Source organism: Streptomyces sp. NPDC044064 (assembly GCF_056434245.1).
This window is the reverse complement of sequence record NZ_JBWKFN010000008.1, coordinates 268,553-288,891: the sequence shown is the minus strand read 5'-3', so window position 1 is coordinate 288,891 and position 20,339 is coordinate 268,553. Positions and strand designations below refer to the sequence as shown.

The following is a 20,339-nucleotide window of genomic DNA, read 5'->3' as shown; positions in this document are numbered from 1 at the left end:
GGCCACTCATGAACCGCGGTCTGCTGCACATCACCGAGGAAGAGACCGCCGCGGTCGTCGACGAGGACCTCGCACTGCAGGCCGCCCGCGAGGCGTTCGCCGCGACCGTGGACGGCGCGGTCTTCCCCAGTCTGGCCGTCCACGGATCCGACCCGAGGAACCGGTTCACGCTCAAGCCGTCGGCCTCCGCCACACACGCCGGGGTGAAGATCGGCAGCTACTGGCCCGGCAACCCGGAGCAGGGACTGCCGCGCCACCACTCCACCCTGCTGCTCCTCGACCAGAGGGTCGGCCGGATCGCCGCCGTCCTGGAGGTCGGCAGGGCCAACGCCTACCGGACCGCGGCCGCCGACGCCCTCGCCGTCGATCTGCTGGCCCGCCCCGACACCACCACGCTGGCCGTGTTCGGCACCGGGCACCAGGCCGCCTACGAGGTGCGGGCGGTCAGCCGGGTCCGGCCCGTGGGCGAGGTCCTGGTCGTGGGCCGCGACAAGGACCGCGCCGCACGGATGGCAGCCGACCTCGCGGCGGAAGGCCGTACGGCGACAGTCACCGGTGCCGAGGAGGCGTGCGCCCGGGCCGATGTCATCGTCACCGCCACCAACGCCACTGCCGAAGCCCCGCCCCTGTTCCAGGCCGAATGGGTCCGGCCCGGCACGCACATCTCCTGCATGGGTGCCGACGCTCCCGGCAAGCGGGAACTGGACCCCGGACTGTTCTCCATGGCGCGCGTCTTCTGCGATCTGCCCGAGCAGGCCCGCCGCATGGGCGAGAGCCAGCACGCGCCCGAGGAAACTCCACTCACCCCGCTCGGCGAGGTCCTCACCGGCCGGGCCGCGGGACGCGCCGACGACGCCGACATCACGCTCTTCGACAGCTCCGGCATCGGCCTGCAGGACCTCTACCTCGGCCTGGCCCTTCTGAAGAGACTGGACATGACCCTGTGACCACCACACCATCGGCGGCCGTCCGGAACCTGGCCGACCCCGACACCCCGTTCGCCGTCGTCGACGTGCACAGGACACGACGCAACATCGCACGGCTCGCCCGGCACGCGGACCGCCTCGGGGTCACCCTGCGCCCGCACGTCAAGACGGCCAAGAGCCTCGACGTCGCAGCCCTCCTGCACGACGGCACACCCGGACCGGTCACCGTCTCCACCCTCGCCGAAGCCGAGGCGTTCGCCGGCGCCGGCTACACGGACATCACCTACGCCGTCGGCATCGACCCCCACAAGCTGCCCCGTGTGATCGCCCTGCTGCGCCGCGGTGTCACGCTGCGCGTCCTGCTCGACAGCACCGAACAGGCGACGGCCGTCGCCGCAGCCGCGCGCGAAGCCGGCATCGCCCTGCCCGCCCAGATGGAGATCGACTGCGACGGCCACCGCGGCGGCCTGAGGCCCGACGCGCCCGGGCTCGTCGGCATCGGCCGCATCCTGCACGAGGCAGGCTGCCTCGACGGCGTCCTGACGCACGCGGGGGAGTCCTACTTCGCCCACACCGCGGAGGACCGGCGCCTGGCGGCGAAGAACGAACGCGACGCCGTCGTCGCCGCGGCCGACGCACTGCGGGCCGCCGGGCTGCCCGTGCCCGTCGTCAGCGTCGGCTCCACCCCCACCGCCCACGCGGCGGACGACCTCACCGGCGTCACCGAACTGCGCGCCGGCAACTACGTCTTCTTCGACCTGGTCATGGCCGGCCTGGGCGTCTGCGACCTCGACGACCTCGCCCTGTCGGTGGTCGTCACCGTCATAGGTCACCGCCCGGAGTACGGGTGGATCATCACCGACGGCGGCTGGATGGCCATGTCCCGCGACCGGGGCACCTCCGCCCAGGCCCAGGACCAGGGCTACGGCCTGGTCACCGACCTGGCCGGGCGGCTGATCCCCGGGCTCGTCATGAGCGGCGCGAGCCAGGAGCACGGCACCCTCTCCGCACGTGACGGATCCCACCTGCCCGACCTGCCCGTAGGCACCCGCCTGCGTGTCCTGCCCAACCACGCCTGCGCCACGGCGGCCCAGCACCACGGCTACCACGTCGTCGACGGCAGCCGGTCCGACGGCCCCACGCCCACGATCCAGGGCGTCTGGAACCGCGTCGGCGGCTGGTAGCCCGCCCGCCGCGGTCCCCGACCGCCTCCCGCCCCCTACTCCAAGGACACGCCATGGCCGCCGCTTCGCCCGTAACGTTCGACGACGTCCGTGAGGCCGCCGCGCGCCTCAAGGGCATCGCCCACCGCACCCCCGTCCTCACCTCGCGCACGCTCGACGCCCTCGTCGGCGCCGAGGTGTTCATCAAGTGCGAGAACTTCCAGCGGATCGGCGCCTTCAAGATCCGCGGCGCCTACAACGCGGCCGCCCAGCTCACGCCCGAGCAGTTGGCCAAGGGGATCGCCGCCTACTCCTCCGGCAACCACGCCCAGGCCACCGCCCTTGCCGCCCGTGAACTGGGCACCAGCGCCGTCATCCTGATGCCCGAGGACGCCCCCCGCTCCAAGATGGAGGCCACCGCCGGATACGGGGCGGAGATCGTCACGTACGACCGCTACACCCAGGACCGCACCGCCCTCGGCGAGGCCCTGGCCGAGGACCGCGGCCTGGCCCTGATCCCGCCCTACGACCATCCCCACGTCATCGCCGGCCAGGGCACCGCGGCCCTCGAACTCCTCGAGGACACCGGAGAACTCGACGCCCTCGTCGTGCCCGTCGGCGGGGGCGGCCTCATCGCCGGCAGCGCCACCGCCGCCAAGGCCCTCCACCCGGGCATCCGGATGATCGGCGTCGAGCCCGAGGCGGGCGACGACACCAAGCGCTCACTGGAGAGCGGCACCCGCGTCACCATTCCCGTGCCGCGCACCATTGCCGACGGCCAGGCGATCTCCACCCCCGGGGAGATCACCTTCGGCATCAACCGGCGCCTGGTCGACACGGTCACGCTCGTCAGCGACGAGGAGATCGTCCGGGCCATGAGGTTCGCCTTCGAGCGCCTGAAGATCGTCCTGGAGCCCAGCGGCGCCACGGGCCTGGCGGCCCTGCTGGCCGGACGCGTCGGGAACCTCCCGCGGCGGATCGGCGTCATCGCCTCGGGCGGCAACATCGACACCGCCCGGTTCACCGCCCTGATCAGCGGCTGAACCGCAGGTCAGCGCCTGTAAGCCCGGTGCCCGGCACCCGCTCCGACGCGCGGCCCGCCGAGCGGGACAATCGTCGCCATGACCGATGACATGGGCGACGCCGAGAACAGCTTGGCCAGGGTCGAGCGACTGCTGGAGGCCGGCGAACGTGATCTGGTCCCCGCGTGGCGGCGGGCCACGCGCGGGGAGCCGCGCTGGGCGGTGACCGCCGTGATCCTGGTGGCGGTCGCCCTGCAGCTGATGCTGCCCCACCGGCTCGCGCTCCAGCCGTACTGGGCGCTGCCGGTGCTGGAGCTGGTGCTGCTGGCCGGCCTGATCGCCGCGAACCCCCGACGGGTCGAGCCGCGGACGCGATGGCTGCGGTGGCTGGGCCTCGGCCTGATCTCCGTCATCAGCCTGGCCAACGGCCTGGCGGCCCTCAGGCTCGTCGCGGACCTGGTGAGCGGCCGGGCGGGGAAGGACGCGGTGCCGCTGCTGCTGACCGGCGGCGGCATCTGGCTGACCAACGTCATCGTGTTCGCGCTCTGGTACTGGGAGTGGGACCGCGGCGGCCCGATGGCGCGGGCCCTCGGCCGGCAGCAGCACGCCGACTTCCTCTTCGTGCAGATGCAGAGCCCGGAGGTCGCCCCGCCGGACTGGGAGCCGGCGTTCCTGGACTACCTGTACCTGTCCTTCACCAACTCCACCGCCTTCAGCCCGACCGACGTGATGCCCCTCTCACGGTGGGCGAAGATGCTGATGATGCTCCAGTCCTCGGTGTCCCTGGTGACCGTGGTCCTGGTGGTCGCGCGAGCCGTGAACATCCTGAAGTGAGCTGCTGTGACTTCCCCCACCTGCTCTTGCCGTGGCGGGAAAGGCTTACCTACGTTCGGTTGTATGTCCTCCTTTGACCCCATCCTTCCTGGCGAGCCGGACGAGCAGCCTGCCGCGGTGAGCGCGTCCGAGCCGGTCGACTTCGTCGTCGACCTGACCGCGCACGAGATGCTCCGGCGCACGCACGCCCTGGCCGCCCTGGGGCCCGACTGGGACCCCGTCGCGGCGCTGCGCGGCGAGGAGGAGGCGTACGACCTGCTGTACTCCGGCCTCGACGCTGAGCAGCAGCGGATCTACGACGAGCTGGTCGCGGCCGGGGTGCTCCCCAGGCGCGGGGGTGGCGATGCTGCCGCTTGATCCGCAGGCCGACATCGGGCGCCGTGCCTGGGTGGACTGCCCGAACTGCGACGACCGCCGGCAGTGCGCCACCTGCGCGCAGGGCGGCGAGTGCCGCTCCCACTGGCGCTACCTGCTGTCCAACACCGGCAGCCTGCTGCACCTGCAGTGCCCCTCCTGCACCCACGTCTGGAACCACGAGACCCACTTCGGAGCCACCCGGTCCAAGGGCTGAGACGGCTCAGGGCGCGGTGAACAGGTTCGGGAATCGGGGCGCCAGCCAGGGCTTGGCTCCCCAGGTGAGGATCTGTCCCCGGGCGATGGCGCGCCACGGGTTGAGCCGCCCCAGCGCGACGAGCAGGAAGGCGGTGGGCTCGATGAGAATGGTGCAGTCCGAGCGGCCCTGCGGCGGCCCCGGGGTCACCTGCACGGCACCGTCGGCCAAGGCCACACCGAACGTCTCGCCCCCGCGGAGCCTGACCGTGTAGCGAGCCGTGAGACCGGCGGTGGCCGTGGTGTTCGTGACGCGCGGCATGACCGAGAGCATGAACGGCATGCACAGGCTCACGCGCGGGCCGTCGACCATGTGCGGGCGGCCCACGGCGCGCGCGAGATCGTATCCGTGGCCGAGCATGTGCGTGAGCAGGTAGGACGCGAGGACGCCGCGGTTCATGGGGCCCAGCGGCGTGGTCGGTGCGGGGGCATCGGTGGCCGTCCGCGTCATGGCGTCCAGGAACGCCCCGGCCTGCTCGGCGATCATCGTCGCCAGCGGCTGCGCCCGGCGCTCGCCGAAGGCGGCGAGCGAGTCCTCGTTCGCCGCGGCCAGGCTCTGCGGGGTGCCGTCGCCGTAGGGGCGCTCGCGCCCGGCGGCGAGGTCGGCCATCAGCTCGTTGGCGAGGGCCAGGTGTGCGGCCGCCTCGCCGACGGTCCACGCCGACCCCGGTACGGGAACCGCCGTGTCGGGCACGCCTCGCAACAGCGTGGCGATGTCCTCGGCGGTCCCGCGTATCGCCTGCCCGAGTCCGTCGGGCAACAGCCCCTCGGTGTCCTGTCGTTCCGTCGGCCGCACGCCGCCCGCCCTCCCGCCTGCCGTACCCCGTGGGTACGGGGTGCCGGGTACCCAATCAGACTCGGGAGGGCAGGGCAAGCCTGCGGGCGGCCCGTGATCAGCGGCTGCCCGTCCAGTTGTGGGCCACGTCGATCACCACACGGTCGGACAGCTGGATCACCCGGAACGGCAGCCTGGCCCGGACTCCGAGACCGACCTGCGTCTCGCCCTCGAAGCTGCCGGCGAACCGGGTGTCCCGGAAGGTGCGGTACCCGCTGACCTTCACGCCGGGAAGCGTGTGGCCCACCCGTCCCGGGTACGTCACCGCGCCGGTCTCCGGGTCGTAACTCGGAGCGCCGATGTGGACGTCGAGGATCGCCCCACCGCCGACCGGGATGACCCGGCCGCTGGCGCTCTGGTGGAGCCGGTGGACGTACCTGACGGAGTAGCCGATGGAACGGCCCCCGCCGGGCACTTCGAGGACCATGCGGTCGTAGCAGGCGTGCCGACCGGTCCTGATGTCGTCGAGCGGCACGGCGCCTGCGGTGGAACCGCCCTTGTCGCCGCTGCCCCAGCCGGTCGGGCAGGCCGTCGCCTGTGTGGCGGCCGTCGCGCTCGACGCCGTCCCCAACCCTGCGCCCGCCAGAAGGAGCGCTGCTATAACTGCCCCAATTCTTCGCATGATGTCCCCCTTGGTCGAGTCATGCTGTTATGGCATGAGACACGGAACCCTGGCGAATGGTTGCACGCAATGATGCCGGAAGTTCCGCGGATCTCGGGGTGCGGTAACTCTCGGTCACTGATCGGGTGACGTACAGTCGAGTCCGGGGAGGCAGACCGGAGGGGGGCGTCATGCCGGACGAGTCGGCCGTGCGGTTCGCGGTGCTGGGGCCGGTGCGGGTCTGGCGCGGGGAGCGCGAGCTGGCACTCGGGGGACCTCAGGAACAGGCACTGCTGGCCCTCCTGTTGCTTCGTGCAGGCCAGCCCGTGTCCGTGCCCGAGATCGTCGACGCGCTGTGGGGCCCGCACCCGCCACGCACGGCCGTCAACGTCGTCCGCCGCCATGTCGGCTCCCTGCGCCGTCTGTTGGAGCCGGGGCTGCCCGCGCGAGCGTCGGGCCGCCGCCTGGTGCGCGGCGCCAGCGGCTACCGGCTCGTCACCGACGGCGACGCCCTGGACCTCCTACGCTTCCGCGAGTTGCGGGACGAAGCTCGGCAGGCCGCCGCCGAGGGGTCGCCCGCACGGGCCGTGGACCTGCTCGCCGAAGCATTGTCGCTGTGGAACGGACCGGTCGCCGCCGGAGTCTCCCCGGACGTGCGCGACCGCATCTCGGTCGGCGGGCCGGAGCGCGAGCGCCTCACCGCGGTGCGCGAGGCTGCCGACGCGGCACTGCACGCCGGAGTACCGGACAGGGTGCTGCCCGAACTCCGGCAGGCCGCCGCCGCGCACCCGCTGGACGAGCCCCTGCTGGCCCGCCTGGTCCTGGCCCTCGCGGCCACCGGCCGCCGCGCCGAGGCGCTGGACACGTACCGGACCGCCTGCGGCCGCCTCGCCGACGGGCTGGGCATCGACCCCGGCCCCGAACTGCGGGACGCGCTGCACGAGGCGACCGGCCGGGGCGCCGGCACACCGCCCCGGGAAGCCCCGGGCCCGCACCCCGCCGTACCCGCCCAACTGCCCCACGACCTGGCCACGTTCACCGGACGGCACGCCGAGCTCGCGGAGGTGCTCGGCTCGTTCTCCGGCGGCGCGGAGGACGCCGGGACGGTGCTGATCTCCGCGCTCGGCGGCATGGCGGGGGTGGGCAAGACCACGCTGGCCGTCCACTGGGCCCACCGGGTCGCCCACCGGTACCCGGACGGCCAGCTCTACGCCGACCTGCGCGGCTTCGCACCGTCCGGGGCGGTCACCGGTCCGGGGGAGGCCCTGCGCGGTTTCCTCGATGCGCTCGGGGTGCCACCGGAGCACATTCCGCAGGGCCTGGACGCTCAGGCCGCGCTCTACCGCAGCATGCTGTCCGGACGGCGGGTGCTCGTCCTGCTCGACAACGCGCGCGACGCGGAGCAGGTACGGCCACTGCTGCCCGGCGCGCCCGGCTGCCTCACCATCGTCACCAGCCGGGACGAACTCACCGGCCTGGTGGCCGCCCACGGAGCCCGCTCCCTGACCCTGCGGCCGTTCGACACCGGCCAGGCGCGGGAGTTCCTCACCGGCCGGCTGGGCGCGGAACGGATCGCCGCCGAACCCGCAGCGGTCGACGCGATCATCACCCGGTGCGCCGGGCTGCCCCTCGCCCTCGCCTGCGTGGCCGCCCGCGCCGCCCTCCGCCCGCACTTCCCGCTGGCTGCCGTGGCCGCCGAACTCCACGAGGCCCACGGCAGCCTCGACGCCTTCACCAGGCCCGACACCTCGGCGGACGTCGCCACGGTGTTCTCCTGGTCGGTACGCGCCGTGTCGGCCGAGGCCGCCCGGCTGTTCCGGCTCCTCTCCCTGCACCCCGGCCCGGACGCGTCCCCGGCCGCCGCGGCCGCGCTCGCCGGACTGCCGCTCCGTCAGGTGCGACCACTGCTCGCCGAACTCTCCGGCGTCCACCTCGTAGGCGAACCCACGCCCGGCCGCTACGCCTTCCACGACCTGCTCCGCGCGCACGCCGCCGAACTCCTCCAGGCCCACCACGGCGAGGGCGAGCGCCAGGAGGCGAGCGACGGGCTGTTCGCGTACTACCTGCACCGCGCCCACGCCGCCGGTGCGCTCCTCGATCCGAGCGGGGATCTCCCACCCCTGCCGGAGGGTACGCACGCCGAACCGTTCGCCGACGACAGCCACGCCCTGGCCTGGCTCGGTGCCGAGTACGGAGTACTGCCCGCCGTCGTCTAGGAGGCGGTGGCCTCCCGACGCGACCGGCTCGCGTGTCTGCTGACCTGGTCCCTGGAGCCGTACTTCGAACGGCGCGGCCACTGGCACGACGGACTGGCCGCCCAGCGCACCGCGCACGACGCCGCGCTGCGGCTCGCCGATCCCGCACTGGAGGCCCGCGCCCTGCGCGGCCTCGGCCGGGCGGCCGGCAGACTGGGACAGCACGAGGAGGCCCGCACCCACCTCGAACGAGCCCTGGAGCTGTTCACCGGCCTCGGTGACCTGGCCGGCCGGGCGGGCACCCACCGCAGCCTGGGCTGGACGAGCGAGCAGCAGGGCGACCTGGCCGGAGCCCTGCGGCACAACCGGCTCGCCCTCGACCTGTTCCGCACCGCGGGCCACCGACCGGCGCAGGCCAGCGTCCTCAACTCCGTCGGCTGGTACCACGTCCTGCTCGGCGAGCACCGGAAGGCGCTCGCCCACTGCTTCGAAGCCCTGACCCTGCTCCAGGACCTGGGCGACCGCTACGGCCAGGCCGCGACCTGGGACAGCATCGCCTACGCCTACCACCACCTCGGCCGCCACCCGCACGCCCTGCTGGGCTACCGCAACGCGCTGACCTTGTACCGCGCGCTCGGGGTGCCTTACCCGGAGGCCGACACGCTCACCCGCATCGGCGAGACCCACCTGGCCACCGGCGACCGCGACAGCGCACGGGCCGCCTGGGAAGAGGCACTCACCCTTCTCACCGCCCTCGGCCACCCCGACGCCGACCGGGTCCGGGCCAGACTCGACGGACGGGACGAATGGCCCGGCGCGGTGTGAGCGGCGCGCACACGCGCGATGCGGCGGTAATGGGTGGTCGGCGGACAGCGGACAGCGGACAGCGGACAGCGGTCGGTGGCCGGTGGTGTGTGGCCGTGCGGGACGGGGCTCGGTGAAGTGATGCGGTTCGAAGTGCTCGGATCCCTGCGGGTGGTGCGGGGGGAGACCGAGCTGGATCTCGGCTTCCCGCAGCAACGGGCCCTGCTCGGGCTGCTGCTGGTGCAGCCGGGCCGGCCCATGCGGATGAGCGAGATCGTCGAGGTGCTGTGGTCCGGGGAGCCCCCTGCCAGTGCCCGCAACGTGGTGCGCCGCTACGTCGGTGCCCTGCGCAGGCTGCTGGAACCGGGCCTGCCGCCGCGCGCGCCCGGACGGCGCCTGCTCGGCCGAACCGGTGGCTATGTGCTGGAGGCGGACACCGACGAGGTCGACCTGCTGCGCTTGCGGGACCTCGCCCGGCAGGGCATGCGGGCCGCCGCCACCGGACGGCCGGAGGAGGCGGTACGGCACTTCGCCGACGCCCTCGCCCTCTGGCGCGGTCCGGTGGCGACGGGGATACCCGTGGCCACCCGCGCGCACCCGCACTTCGCGGCCGTGGAGCGGGACATCGTGCGCACCGCACAGATGGCGGCGGACGCCGCCCTGCTGTGCGGCAGGTCGGAGCAGGTGCTCCCCGCCCTGCGCAGGGCCGCCGAAGTCGAGCCGCTCGACGAGTCGTTGCACGCCCGACTGGTCATGTCGCTGGCGGCCTGTGGTCTCCAGGCCGAGGCGCTGGCCGTGTACGAGCGCGTCCGGCGCGACCTGGCCGCTCAGCTGGGCGTCGCACCCGGTCCCGAGCTGGGCGCGGCCCATGCCCGCGTCCTGCGCCAGGAGGTGCGGCCCGCCGGGCACATCACCGCGCGGAGCACGCCGTCGGCGCGACCGCACTCTCCGGAACCCTTCGTCCGCCCCGCCCAGTTGCCGCCCGATCTCGCCGTGTTCACGGGCCGCAGCACCGAACTCGACACGCTGAGCGCCCTCGCCGACGCCACGGCGGCAACCGGTCACCGGCCCGTGACCGTCCTGATCAGCGGAATGGCGGGCATCGGCAAGACCACCCTCGCGGTCCACTGGGCGCACAGCGCCGCCGACCGCTTCCCGGACGGCCAACTCCACGTGGAGCTGGGCGGCTTCGACCCGCGCCGGTCCGCCCTGGACCCCGCCGAGGTGCTACGGCAGCTCCTCGCCTCCCTCGGAGTGCCCGTCCAGCGGATGCCGGAAGGCGTCGACGAGCTCGCCGGCCTCTACCGACGCCTGCTGGCGGGCCGCCGCCTTCTCCTCCTCCTCGACGGCGCCGCCGACACCGAGCAGCTCCGCCCCCTGCTGCCCCTCTCGCCCGGCTGCCTGACAGTGGTCACGAGCCGCAACGGACTACCCGGCCTGATCGCCGCCGGCGCACGCCCGCTGCCCCTGGACCTGCCGTCCGCGGCGGACGCACGCACCGCCCTGGCCCGGCGGATCGGCTCGGAGCGGGTGACCGCCGAACCCGAGGCGGCCGAGGAGATCGTGGCGCGGTGCGGGCGGCTGCCGCTGGCCCTCGCCGTCGTCGCCGCACGCGCAGCCAGCCGCAGAGACTTTCCGCTGGCCGCCCTCGCGGCCGAACTCCGCGCCTCCCACGGCAGCCTCGACGCCTTCTCCTCCGCGAGAGGGGCAGCCGACGCCCGAGCCGCGTTCGGCTGTTCCTACCGCACCCTGTCGGCTGGGGGCGCCCGGCTGTTCCGGCTCCTCCCGCGGCACACCGGCCCCCTCGTCACGGCCGGTACCGCCGCGGCACTGGCCGACCTGCCGGTGCGCGAGGCCGGGACCCTCCTCGTCGAGCTGACCGACGCGCACCTCGTCACCGAAGCCGCGCCCGGCCACTACGCCATGCACGAGCTGCTGCGGGCCTTCGCCACCGAACTCACCGAGTAGCACCCTCACTTCCTTGTCACTCTTTTTGCACATCCCGCGATCTACGCTCCCGGCGAAGTGGCCCTCTCCATCGCCGCTTCACGTGACGACAGAGCGGAGGCGACGACGGATGACGGCGACGACCGGCATCGAGGCGAGCGGCGGACACCTGAGATCACCGCAACCGAAACCGGTGTGGCGACGGGCCATGGGACTCGACATCCTCATCACGGACCCGGCCCCCGCCGTGCTGCCCCGCGAACGCGCGCCGTACGCCGGGCCGGACCTCACCGGAGGGCCCCGCAGGTGGATCGCCCGGGACAGCGGCGACTTCCTCTTCGTGGGCGTGCGGGGCGGCGGCCCGGTGTTAGTGCAGGAACCGTCCGTGGACGGCCGACTCGGCCCGGGCGACATCTGCTTCTACGACCTGCACCGCCCGCCCGTGCTGGACCTCCCCGAGGGATGCCGTACGCAGACGTTCCTGCTCTCACGCGAACTGCTGGGGCTCGCCGACCGCGACCTGCACCGGATCACCAGGGTGCCGGTGCGCCGCGACTCCCGGATGGGCTCGCTCCTCTCGCCGTTCCTGTCCGACCTCGCCGACACCGCCGTCGCGTCGCGGGCCACGGTCGGCGACATGCTCGCCTGGAACGCCGTGCAACTGCTCACCACCCTCGCCACGGAGCACCTGCGGGAACCCGGGAGGGCGGCCGCCGCCGACCAGTCGGCCCTGGTGTCCCGGATCCTCGGGTTCATCGACCTGCACCTGGGTGACGTGGAGCTGTCCCCCGAGCGGATCGCCCGCGCCCACCACATCTCCGTGCGGTACCTGCACAAGCTCTTCGCCGACGAAGGAACCACCGTCGGCCGGCGGATCCTGCTGCGCAGGCTGGAGGAGTGCCGGCGCGAACTCGCCGACCGTTCCCGCGGGACCCGGACCATCGCCGCGGTGGCGGGCCACTGGGGCTTCGCCAGCGCCACGCACTTCAGCCGCGTCTTCCGGGCCACGTACGGGATGACCCCGCGCGAGTGGCGGGACTCCGCGAGCCGTTAGCACGCTGCTTCCTCCCGGTGCACCGAACCCTTCCCTCCAGGGCGCCCGCAGCAGCGCCGCGCGAATCCGTGCGCTGTCGGCACACTGACCGTTCGCTCACGGGCAATTGCCCTCCGCCCGGCGGATCTACGGTGGCGCTCAGCGGCGCCGGAGTACTCAGCGGATCCACCATGCGATCCGGCGCCCCCGAAATCCGAGGAGAACCGATGTCCGATGCCGTAGCCCCGGTCCAGCCGGTCCTGGAACCGGCCGCCGCCGACTTCGCCCGCGCGACCGCCAACCCGCCCTACCTGTTCGACCTCGACCCGGCGGAGGGCCGCAAGGCGGTCGACGAGGTGCAGTCCGGCGAGATCGACAAGCCGGCCGTCGACGAGGAGTGGATCACCGTCTCGGGCGGGCCCACGGGCAGCGTCCGGGCACGCATCGTCAAGCCCGCGGGCGCCTCCGGCATCCTCCCGGTGATCGTCTACATCCACGGCGCGGGCTGGGTGTTCGGCAATGCCCACACGCACGACCGCCTGGTGCGGGAACTCGCCGTCGGTGCCGAAGCGGCCGTCGTCTTCCCCGAGTACGACCTGTCGCCGGAGGCCCGCTACCCGGTCGCGATCGAGCAGAACTACGCGGTCGCCCGGTGGGTCGTGGAGCAGGGGGCGTCCAAGGGCCTGGACGGCTCGCGGCTGGCCGTGGCCGGTGACTCCGTCGGCGGCAACATGACCGCCGCCCTCACCCTGATGGCCAAGGAGCGCGGCGGCCTCCCGCTGGCGCAGCAGGTGCTGTTCTACCCGGTCACGGACGCGAGCTTCGACACCGGCTCCTACCACCAGTTCGCCACCGGCTACTTCCTGCGCCGCGACGGCATGCAGTGGTTCTGGGACCAGTACACGACCGACGAGGCCGAACGGGCGCAGATCACCGCCTCCCCGCTGCGTGCCACCGCGGAGCAGCTGGGGGACCTCCCCCCGGCCCTCGTCATCACCGCGGAGGCCGACGTCCTGCGCGACGAGGGCGAGGCCTACGCCAACAAGCTGCGCGAGGCGGGCGTGCCGGTCACCGCGGTGCGCTTCCAGGGCATCATCCACGACTTCGTCATGCTCAACGCCCTGCGCGGCACCCACGCCGCCGAAGCCGCCATCACCCTGGCCGCCCGCACCCTGCACGCGGCCCTGCACACCGCCTGAAGCCGAGGAGACCGCACCCACATGACCGCCTCCACTCCCACGGTCGTCCTCGTCCACGGCGCGTTCGCAGACGCGACCAGCTGGTCCGGGGTCATCGAGGAACTGCAGCGCGAGGGCATCCCCGTCGTCGCGCCGCCCAACCCTCCCCCAGTTCTCGGCGGCGCTCGAACCGGGGGCACCCCCATCGCGGCCTCGCCTCCGACGCCGCCTACGTCGCCTCCGTGGTCGCCCAGATCGACGGCCCCGTCGTGCTGGTCGGACACTCGTACGGCGGTGCGCTCATCACCGTGGCCGGCACCGTCGAGAACGTCGTCGGGCTGGTCTACGTGGCCGCCTACGTCCTCGAGGAGGGCGAGAGCCTCGGTGAGCTGCAGGGCCGCTTCCCGCTCTCGCCGCTGGTCAGCAACCTGAAGCAGTGGACGTACCCCGGCCCGGACGGTGAGGACGCGGTCGAGGTCACCATCGCGGCGGATGCCTTCCCGTCGGTGTTCGCCGCCGACGTGGCCCCCGAGGTCACCAAGGTCCTCGCGGTGGCCCAGCGTCCGCTGGCCGCCGCGGCCTTCGAGGAGACCGCCTCCGCCGCCGCGTGGCAGACCAAGCCGTCCTGGGCCCTGGTCGCCGGCGCGGACGAGGCGATCAACCCGGAGGTCGAGCGCTACGGCGCGAAGCGGGCCGGAGCGACCGTCCTGGAGCTGGAGGGCGCGTCCCACGCGGTCGCCGTGTCCCGGCCCAAGGAGGTCGCCGCCCTGATCCGCGACGCGGTCCGCGCGACGAGCTGACCGCACGCCACGGAACTCGCCCTCCCGCCCGTGCGGGAGGGCGAGTCCGACTGTCACTTCGGCCGGCCCTTCCGCGCCGCGTACGGGACGACGCCCAGGAAGTGGCGGCTTGACGGTGCGTCGGACGGGGTGGGTGTTGCCGTGACCGTGTGGCCCGCCCGCCCCCCGAGAACGTGTGCCGACGTCAACCATCTGCGTGATATACACATTCTCCACGTCTTCTGCACGGTCCATCGGCATGCTCCTGGGGGGAGTTCCGTGAGCACTACTGGCGCGGGCGGGCGGGTGCGGCCTGCCCAGCCCGGGGACCCCGCCCGCATCGGCCCGTACCGGATCATCGGCCGTCTCGGCTCCGGCGGCATGGGCACGGTCCACGCCGGCCTCACCGACGACGGACTCCGGGTCGCGGTCAAGGTGATCCACCCCGCGCAGGCCCAGGACCCGGAGTTCCGGGCCCGGTTCCGCCGCGAGGTCCAGCTCTCCGCCCGGGTGCAGGGCCCCTGCCTCGTGCCCCTGCTCGCCGCCGATCCCGAAGCCGCCGCGCCCTGGCTGGCCACCGCCTACGCTCCCGGCCCCACCCTCAACGAGCACCTGGCCGAGCACGGCCCCCTCACCGGCGGCACCCTGTACGCCTTCGCCACCGGCACGGCCCAGGCGCTGGCGGCGATTCACCGGGCCGGTGTGGTCCACCGGGACGTGAAGCCGCAGAACGTCATCCTCACGCCCGCCGGGCCCCGCGTGCTGGACTTCGGCATCGCCCACGCCGCCGACGGCACCAGCGTGACCCGGACGGGCGTCCTGACCGGAACCCCCGGCTGGATCAGCCCCGAGTACTACCGCGGCGGCACGGCCGGACCCGAGGGCGACCTGTTCGCCTGGGGCGCGCTGGTGGCGTACGCCGCGACCGGCCGTCTCCCGTTCGGCGCCGGCGCGCCGGACGCGGTCGCGTTCCGCGTCATGTCGGGGGAGCCCGATCTGGACGGAGTTCCGCGGGAGTTGCGGGAGATCGTGGAGACGGCCCTCGCGAAGGAGCCCGCCGACCGGACGAGCGCCGTCACGGCTGCGGACAAGTGCGCAGGGCTGCTCGCGGCGCAGGCCACCCAGGTCGTCGGCGGCGAGGTGGACCTGGGCCCCACCCGTGCCGGTGCGCCGGTCATGGCCCGGTGGGACCTGCCCACCCTGGACGATCCCCGCTGGCACGCCCCGGCGGTACCGTCCTCCCGCAGGCGGACCGTCACGACCGTCCTCGTCGCCGCGGCCGTGGCCGGCGCTCTCGCGGGCGCCGTCATCGCCCTCCCCGGCGGGCGGGACGACCGCGCGGCGAAGACCAGGGGAGCCACGGCCGGTGCGTCCCCGGCCGCGCACGCGGACAACACCGCACAGCACACCGGCTCCGCCGCGCCCGACGGGACGACGGAACCGGCGCAGCCGGCGGTCGATCCGCGCAGGGCAGCGGTCCCGGCCGACCCGCTCGCCGGGGTGACCGACCCCGCCTTCACCCGTGCCGGGGACGAGACCCAGCCCGGCGACGACGAGTGGAGAGCCAGCACCGGAGCGAGCACCGCGGCCGAGACGGACGTGGCGACGGTGGTCCGGGACGACATCAGGACCATGCTCGCCACCAAGAACATGGCCTTCATGGAGCCCACGGTCACCTTCAACAAGAGCGCACAGACGCTGATGGTGACCGGCGGCCCGATCTCCCAGCTTCCCGAGGACCAGCAGGAAGTGTTCCGCAGGAGCGGGGAGATGGCGGCTTGCACCGCCCTCGCCCGCCGGCTCGCGGACGACCCCACCGCCTGGCCCTACGGCCGCTACTCGGTCTTCTGGAAGGACTCCGACACCGATCCCGAGCCGAACATCCTCGGCTTCGGCGAGGCCACCGACGGGTGCTACAACCTGACCGCCGGGCAGTGGCAGGGCGACGAGTCCGGCATGGCGACCGCACAGATACCGAGCAGCGACCGGGCGGAGATCCGCGTCGCCGACGCCACCGACAAGGCCGTCACGGCGGCCTGGAAGGTCCGGGTCGCCGAGGGCAACGGGGTGGATCCCGCGGCCGCGCAGAACGACATCAGCCTCGGCTTCGATCCCGTCGAGAAGGCTGCGTACGTGTGGATGCACGACCCCGACGGCACAATGATCGGCCGCGCCCAGCGGGACAACTTCCAGGACGTCGTCACCACCACCGCCTGCCGGAAGCTGGTCTCCGAGTACAGCAGCAACAAGGCGTGGCAGTACACCCGCTGGTCCGTCCTCATGTGGGAGGGCAACAGCCGCTTCCCCGAGTTCACGGGCTCGGGGGACTGCATGAAGTGAGGGCCGGGCCTGTCACGGGCCGGCCCGGCGCGAGAGCGATCCACTTCACAAGTTTTTATCTGCGCGACGCAGCGAAGATGTGGGCTATTCTCTTCGTGACGCAGTTAATGTGCAGCGCAGGTACGCGCTGCCTTGCATTTTCAGGAGCCCACATGTCCACCATCGCCGTCACCGGTGCGACCGGCGCCCAGGGCGGGGCCACCGCGCGCGCCCTGCTGGCCGCCGGACTCCGGGTCCGCGCCCTCACGCGCACCCCTGCCGCACCGTCGGCCGAGGCCCTGCGCCGGCTCGGCGCGGACGTCCGGTACGCCGACTTCGACGACCGCCCCTCCCTGGACGCCGCCCTCACCCACGCCGACTCCCTCTTCGCGGTGACCACCCCGTTCGGCACGGACACCGCCACCGAGGTCCGCCAGGGCAGGACCCTGCTGGACGTGGCGGCGGCCGCCCGGGTCGGCCACATCGTGTTCACGTCGGCGGCGCACGCCGACCGTGGCACCGGCATCCCGCACTACGACAGCAAGGACGAGATCGAGCGCCACCTCAGGACGACGGGCGTCCCCTGGACGGTCATCGCCCCCGCGGCCTTCATGGACAACTTCGCGTCCGGCTGGACCCTGGAGGGCCTGCGCGACAACACCTTCGCCTGGCCCATGCCGGCCGACCGCCCCCTGACGCTCATCCCGGCCGACGACATCGGTGCGTTCGCGGCCCTGGTCCTGCAGCACCGGTCCGTCTTCACCGGCCGCCGTGTCGACATCGCGTCCGACGAACTCACCGCCGCCCAGATCGCCGCGGCCCTGTCCGCCGCCACCGGCCGTCCCGTCACGCACCGCGAGGTGCCCCTGTCCTACGTCCGCACCCACTCGGACGACCTCGCGGAGATGTTCTCCTACTTCACCACCACCGGCCTCGACGTCGACGTCACCGGCCTGCGCCGCGCCCATCCCGAGGTCGGCTGGCACACCTTCGCCGACTGGGCGGCCGCCCAGGACTGGCCCGCTCTGCTCACTCCGGATCCGAAGGAGCCCGCCCTGTCATGAAACCCATCGGCTACTGGCTCAACCGCACCGACCAGGCCCTCACCCGGCACCTCGACGCCCTGCTCACGGAGTACGGCCTCACCCGCCTGACCTGGCAGGTCCTCAACGTCGTCCGCGCGGCACCCGGAGCCGCCGACACCGATGTCCACACCACCCTGGGCGCCAACGCCGACACCATCACCCTCGCCGCCGCCATCCGTACCGTCCTCGCCGACGGCTGGGCGACGCGCTCCGCCGCGGGCCTCCTCACCCTCACCGCGCAGGGCGAAGCCCGCCTGGGCACCGTCACCGAAAGGGTCGCGTTCTTCCGGGAGGCGGTCATCGCGGGCATCTCGCTGGAGGAGTACGGCGCCGCTGTAAGCGTCCTGGAACGCATGACGCGCAACCTCGAAGGCCCACAGGTCATGGCCTCGACCGGCTGAAGGACCACTCACTCCTCGTGGGTGGGCATCCAGTGGTGTTCGACGAACCAGCGGCCGAACAGCGCACCCCCGTACACCACGAACCCGACGCCGATCAGCCACGACTCCACCACCAGCACGGTCCCGACCGCGCCGTAGTTCAGTGCGTTGGTGACGATGAGCGGGGCGAAGACGAGGAACGAGAAGGCCCTGAGGCCGACCAGGCCGAGGACCGTGGCGATCGCGCCCGGCAGCAGGGTGCGCCAGTGGACCTGGCCCCCGAGCAGGAAGCGCTGGCCCCACCAGAAGAACAGCACCCCGCTGAGCACGGACAGCGAGATCCGCTGCGTACCGTGCACCGCCGTCCGTGTCTGCACCTCCTGATAGAGGTAGGCGGTCAGTACCGCCAGCCAGGTCACCTGTCGCCAGACCCGGTGCCAGGGTCCCGAGGCAAGACCCCAGATCCGCTCGTACCCGTTCTGCACGCTGCCGGCGAAGGAGACGCCGAACACCGCGAGCAGGATCAGGCTCAGCAGACTGGTGGTGCCGATGACCTTGCGCGGGGGGCTGATGATGCCGGTGAGAGCCTCGGCGGACTGTCCCGACAGTCCCATGCCGTCGGTGAGCCACGAGGCGAAGCCTCCCCGCACCAGCGGATCGGCCGCGGCGACCGTGATCAGCAGCGGAGCCAGCGTCACCAGGGCCAGCGTGGCGAACCCCATGGCCCGGTGCATCAGCTCCAGTTCACGGCCGTGCTGGAGCAGGGCGCGCAGACGCAGCCACTCCCAAGCGCGGTGGAGGCCGCGCCGCCACTGCCTCACGGGTTCCTCCCGTGCTCGCCGCACCAGGCGTCGTCGCCGACGGTCGTCCGCCGCCGGGTTCGCCCGGGCGGCCCTCGATGAGTCTTTGGTGACATGATCGGACGAAAGCCGTCGAATCGCCCGGCCGGACATGCCGAGGAGGGCCACCCGGAGAACTTCCCGAGCGGGAGCGGCCGTCAGGCACCCGACTTGATCGTCTTCATGGTCAGGTGGGAGTCGATGCGCAGGACGCACGGCAGGCCGCTGAGTTTCTCGGTGAGGAAGGACTCGTAGGCGGCGTGGTCGGCGACGGCGACGCGGACGAAGTAGTCGGGGCGGCCGTACATGCGCCGGAACTCGATCACCTCGTCGAAGGCGGCCACGGTGTCCTCGAACTCCAGGAACGTCGTGCGGTCGTTGGCGCTGACCTCGACGTCGATGAGGACCTCGAGGCCGCGGCCGAGGGCCTCGGGGTCGACGACGGCCCGGTACCCGGCGATGACACCCGCCTCCTCCAGTCGCTTGACCCGGCGCAGGCAGGGCGGCGGCGTCAGCCCCACCCGCTGGGCCAGCTCGACGTTGGTCAGCCGGCCGTCCTGGCGCAGGTGAAACAGAATGTCCCGATCGATGGCGTCGAGTTTCACTTCATTGCGCATGAGTCCAGGGTACGGACATTATCGGCAACCATATGACGTGCCATATTTCCTAAAATGTCTTCATGCGAACATCCTCTGCCGTCGCCGACGGCCCGGCCTCGCCCGCGCCGACCCTGCCTCCCCGGCCTCGCTCCGCGGCCCGGGGCGCGTTCGAGGACTCCGCCTCCGTGGGTCTCGCATTCGTCCCGCTCGGCGTCGCCTTCGGGGTGCTCGTCACACACTCCGGAGTCGGCTGGTGGTGGGCAGGACTGTCCAGCGCGGTCATCTACGGCGGATCGTTCGAGTTCCTGCTGATCGGCATGGTCACGGCGGCCGTGCCGCTGGTCTCCATCGCCGTGTCCGCGTTCCTGGTGAACCTGCGGCACGTCTTCTACGCCCTGTCCTTCCCGCTGGACCGGGTGCAGGGACGGCTCGGGAAGGCATACAGCACCTTCGCCCTGTGCGACGAGGCGTACGCCCTGACCGCCGGGCAACAGGCCCGCTCCTGGCCGAGCCGGCGCATTCTCTGGCTGCAGCTCTTCATGCACCTGTACTGGGCCGGGGGCGCCACCGCCGGAGCCCTGCTCGGCTCCCTCGTCCCGGACAGCGTCACCGGGCTGGACTTCGCCCTGACCGCCCTGTTCACCGTGCTGGCGCTCGACGCCGTCCGTGACCGGCGGGGCGATCTGCCCACCCCGCTGCTCGCCCTCGTCAGCGCCCTGGCCGCCCGGCTGCTCTTCCCCGGTCAGCTGCTGCCGGTCGCCTTCGCCCTGTTCACCGCCGGACTCCTGGCCCGGCACCTCATCACCAGCACGAAGCCGAGCCATGCCTGACACGACCTATCTGGTTGCCGCGGTCCTGATATCCGCCGCGGTGACCTGGGCCCTGCGGGCCCTCCCCTTCGCCGCCCTCGCCCCGCTGCGGGCGAGCGGTACGGTCCAGTACCTGAGCACGCGCATGCCCGCCGGAATCATGGTGATCCTGGTCGTCTACTGTCTGCGCGACCTGCCGGTGACCCACGCGCGCGTGGTGGCCCCCCTGGCCGCCCTGACGGTCACCGTCGGCCTGCATCTGTGGCGCCGCAACGCCCTGTTGAGCATCCTCGGCGGCACCGCCGTCCATGTGGCGCTGGCCAGTACGGTCTTCGCGCACTGACGGCCCCGGACAGGGCGACGCCCGGTGAGACGGCCGGTC

At 72.8% G+C, this 20,339-nt stretch carries 20 protein-coding genes and 1 pseudogene; 17 read left to right on the top strand and 4 right to left on the bottom strand.

Annotation, left to right across the window (positions count from 1 at the left end; all coding sequences use genetic code 11):
- Positions 1–8: 8 nt before the first annotated feature.
- The 6 genes from AC07DS_RS16045 (at position 9) to AC07DS_RS16020 (ending at position 4,516) form a co-directional block, all read left to right on the top strand.
- Positions 9–947: an ornithine cyclodeaminase family protein gene (locus AC07DS_RS16045; RefSeq protein WP_479145732.1), complete on the top strand. Its 939-nt coding sequence runs from the start codon at positions 9–11 to the stop codon at positions 945–947.
- The gene (locus tag AC07DS_RS16040; protein ID WP_479145730.1) at positions 944–2,110 is read left to right on the top strand and encodes an alanine racemase; all 1,167 of its coding nucleotides are present in this window, start codon (positions 944–946) and stop codon (positions 2,108–2,110) included. Before AC07DS_RS16045 ends, AC07DS_RS16040 begins: the two co-directional genes overlap by 4 nt.
- Positions 2,111–2,163: 53 nt before the next feature.
- Positions 2,164–3,132 carry a threo-3-hydroxy-L-aspartate ammonia-lyase gene (locus tag AC07DS_RS16035; RefSeq protein ID WP_479145728.1) on the top strand — a complete coding sequence of 323 codons (969 nt, stop codon included), beginning with the start codon at positions 2,164–2,166 and terminating at the stop codon, positions 3,130–3,132.
- Positions 3,133–3,210: 78 nt separating this feature from the next.
- Positions 3,211–3,945 carry a hypothetical protein gene (locus AC07DS_RS16030; RefSeq protein WP_479145727.1) on the top strand — a complete coding sequence of 245 codons (735 nt, stop codon included), beginning with the start codon at positions 3,211–3,213 and terminating at the stop codon, positions 3,943–3,945.
- A gap of 63 nt (positions 3,946–4,008) precedes the next feature.
- Positions 4,009–4,302 carry a DUF6400 family protein gene (locus tag AC07DS_RS16025; RefSeq protein ID WP_479145725.1) on the top strand — a complete coding sequence of 98 codons (294 nt, stop codon included), beginning with the start codon at positions 4,009–4,011 and terminating at the stop codon, positions 4,300–4,302.
- Complete coding sequence (locus tag AC07DS_RS16020; protein WP_479145723.1) at positions 4,289–4,516, top strand: hypothetical protein; 228 nt, start codon at positions 4,289–4,291, stop codon at positions 4,514–4,516. The genes AC07DS_RS16025 and AC07DS_RS16020 overlap by 14 nt, the downstream gene beginning before the upstream one ends.
- Before the next feature lie 6 nt (positions 4,517–4,522).
- Here the strand turns inward: AC07DS_RS16020 and AC07DS_RS16015 are convergent, their stop codons facing one another.
- On the bottom strand, positions 4,523–5,350 hold the full coding sequence (locus tag AC07DS_RS16015; RefSeq protein WP_479145722.1) for a maleylpyruvate isomerase family mycothiol-dependent enzyme: 828 nt from the start codon (positions 5,348–5,350) through the stop codon (positions 4,523–4,525).
- Between the two features lie 97 nt (positions 5,351–5,447).
- Complete coding sequence (locus AC07DS_RS16010) at positions 5,448–6,011, bottom strand: AMIN-like domain-containing (lipo)protein (RefSeq protein WP_479145720.1); 564 nt, start codon at positions 6,009–6,011, stop codon at positions 5,448–5,450.
- 170 nt (positions 6,012–6,181) lie between these two features.
- On the opposite strand from AC07DS_RS16010, the gene AC07DS_RS16005 reads away from it, so the two are divergent.
- The 9 genes and pseudogenes from AC07DS_RS16005 to AC07DS_RS15965 all read left to right on the top strand — a co-directional run bounded on the left by AC07DS_RS16005 (position 6,182) and on the right by AC07DS_RS15965 (position 17,731).
- On the top strand, positions 6,182–8,206 hold the full coding sequence (locus AC07DS_RS16005; RefSeq protein WP_479145718.1) for an AfsR/SARP family transcriptional regulator: 2,025 nt from the start codon (positions 6,182–6,184) through the stop codon (positions 8,204–8,206).
- Between the two features lie 6 nt (positions 8,207–8,212).
- Entirely contained in the window at positions 8,213–9,010 is a 798-nt protein-coding gene (locus tag AC07DS_RS16000; RefSeq protein ID WP_479145716.1) for a tetratricopeptide repeat protein, read from the top strand.
- A gap of 120 nt (positions 9,011–9,130) precedes the next feature.
- On the top strand, positions 9,131–10,957 hold the full coding sequence (locus AC07DS_RS15995) for an AfsR/SARP family transcriptional regulator (protein ID WP_479145715.1): 1,827 nt from the start codon (positions 9,131–9,133) through the stop codon (positions 10,955–10,957).
- Positions 10,958–11,066: 109 nt separating this feature from the next.
- Positions 11,067–11,990: a helix-turn-helix domain-containing protein gene (locus AC07DS_RS15990; protein ID WP_479145713.1), complete on the top strand. Its 924-nt coding sequence runs from the start codon at positions 11,067–11,069 to the stop codon at positions 11,988–11,990.
- Between the two features lie 206 nt (positions 11,991–12,196).
- On the top strand, positions 12,197–13,168 hold the full coding sequence (locus AC07DS_RS15985; protein WP_479145712.1) for an alpha/beta hydrolase: 972 nt from the start codon (positions 12,197–12,199) through the stop codon (positions 13,166–13,168).
- 21 nt (positions 13,169–13,189) lie between these two features.
- Positions 13,190–13,947: pseudogene (locus tag AC07DS_RS15980) on the top strand (alpha/beta fold hydrolase).
- Positions 13,948–14,205: 258 nt separating this feature from the next.
- Positions 14,206–16,266, top strand: a complete 2,061-nt coding sequence (locus tag AC07DS_RS15975; protein ID WP_479145710.1) for a serine/threonine-protein kinase — start codon at positions 14,206–14,208, stop codon at positions 16,264–16,266.
- A 152-nt stretch (positions 16,267–16,418) separates the two neighbouring features.
- Complete coding sequence (locus tag AC07DS_RS15970) at positions 16,419–17,309, top strand: NmrA/HSCARG family protein (RefSeq protein ID WP_479145708.1); 891 nt, start codon at positions 16,419–16,421, stop codon at positions 17,307–17,309.
- Complete coding sequence (locus AC07DS_RS15965) at positions 17,306–17,731, top strand: MarR family winged helix-turn-helix transcriptional regulator (RefSeq protein WP_479145707.1); 426 nt, start codon at positions 17,306–17,308, stop codon at positions 17,729–17,731. The genes AC07DS_RS15970 and AC07DS_RS15965 overlap by 4 nt, the downstream gene beginning before the upstream one ends.
- An 8-nt stretch (positions 17,732–17,739) precedes the next feature.
- Here AC07DS_RS15965 and AC07DS_RS15960 read toward each other — a convergent pair whose 3' ends face one another.
- Positions 17,740–18,531 (bottom strand): ribonuclease BN, encoded by a 792-nt coding sequence (locus AC07DS_RS15960; RefSeq protein WP_479145705.1) that lies wholly within the window; start codon positions 18,529–18,531, stop codon positions 17,740–17,742.
- 176 nt (positions 18,532–18,707) lie between these two features.
- Positions 18,708–19,166: an Lrp/AsnC family transcriptional regulator gene (locus tag AC07DS_RS15955; protein WP_479145703.1), complete on the bottom strand. Its 459-nt coding sequence runs from the start codon at positions 19,164–19,166 to the stop codon at positions 18,708–18,710.
- Between the two features lie 62 nt (positions 19,167–19,228).
- On the opposite strand from AC07DS_RS15955, the gene AC07DS_RS15950 reads away from it, so the two are divergent.
- Both AC07DS_RS15950 and AC07DS_RS15945 read left to right on the top strand, forming a co-directional pair.
- Positions 19,229–19,978 carry an AzlC family ABC transporter permease gene (locus tag AC07DS_RS15950; protein ID WP_479145702.1) on the top strand — a complete coding sequence of 250 codons (750 nt, stop codon included), beginning with the start codon at positions 19,229–19,231 and terminating at the stop codon, positions 19,976–19,978.
- On the top strand, positions 19,971–20,300 hold the full coding sequence (locus tag AC07DS_RS15945; RefSeq protein ID WP_479145700.1) for a branched-chain amino acid transporter permease: 330 nt from the start codon (positions 19,971–19,973) through the stop codon (positions 20,298–20,300). The genes AC07DS_RS15950 and AC07DS_RS15945 overlap by 8 nt, the downstream gene beginning before the upstream one ends.
- The last annotated feature ends 39 nt before the right edge of the window (positions 20,301–20,339 follow it).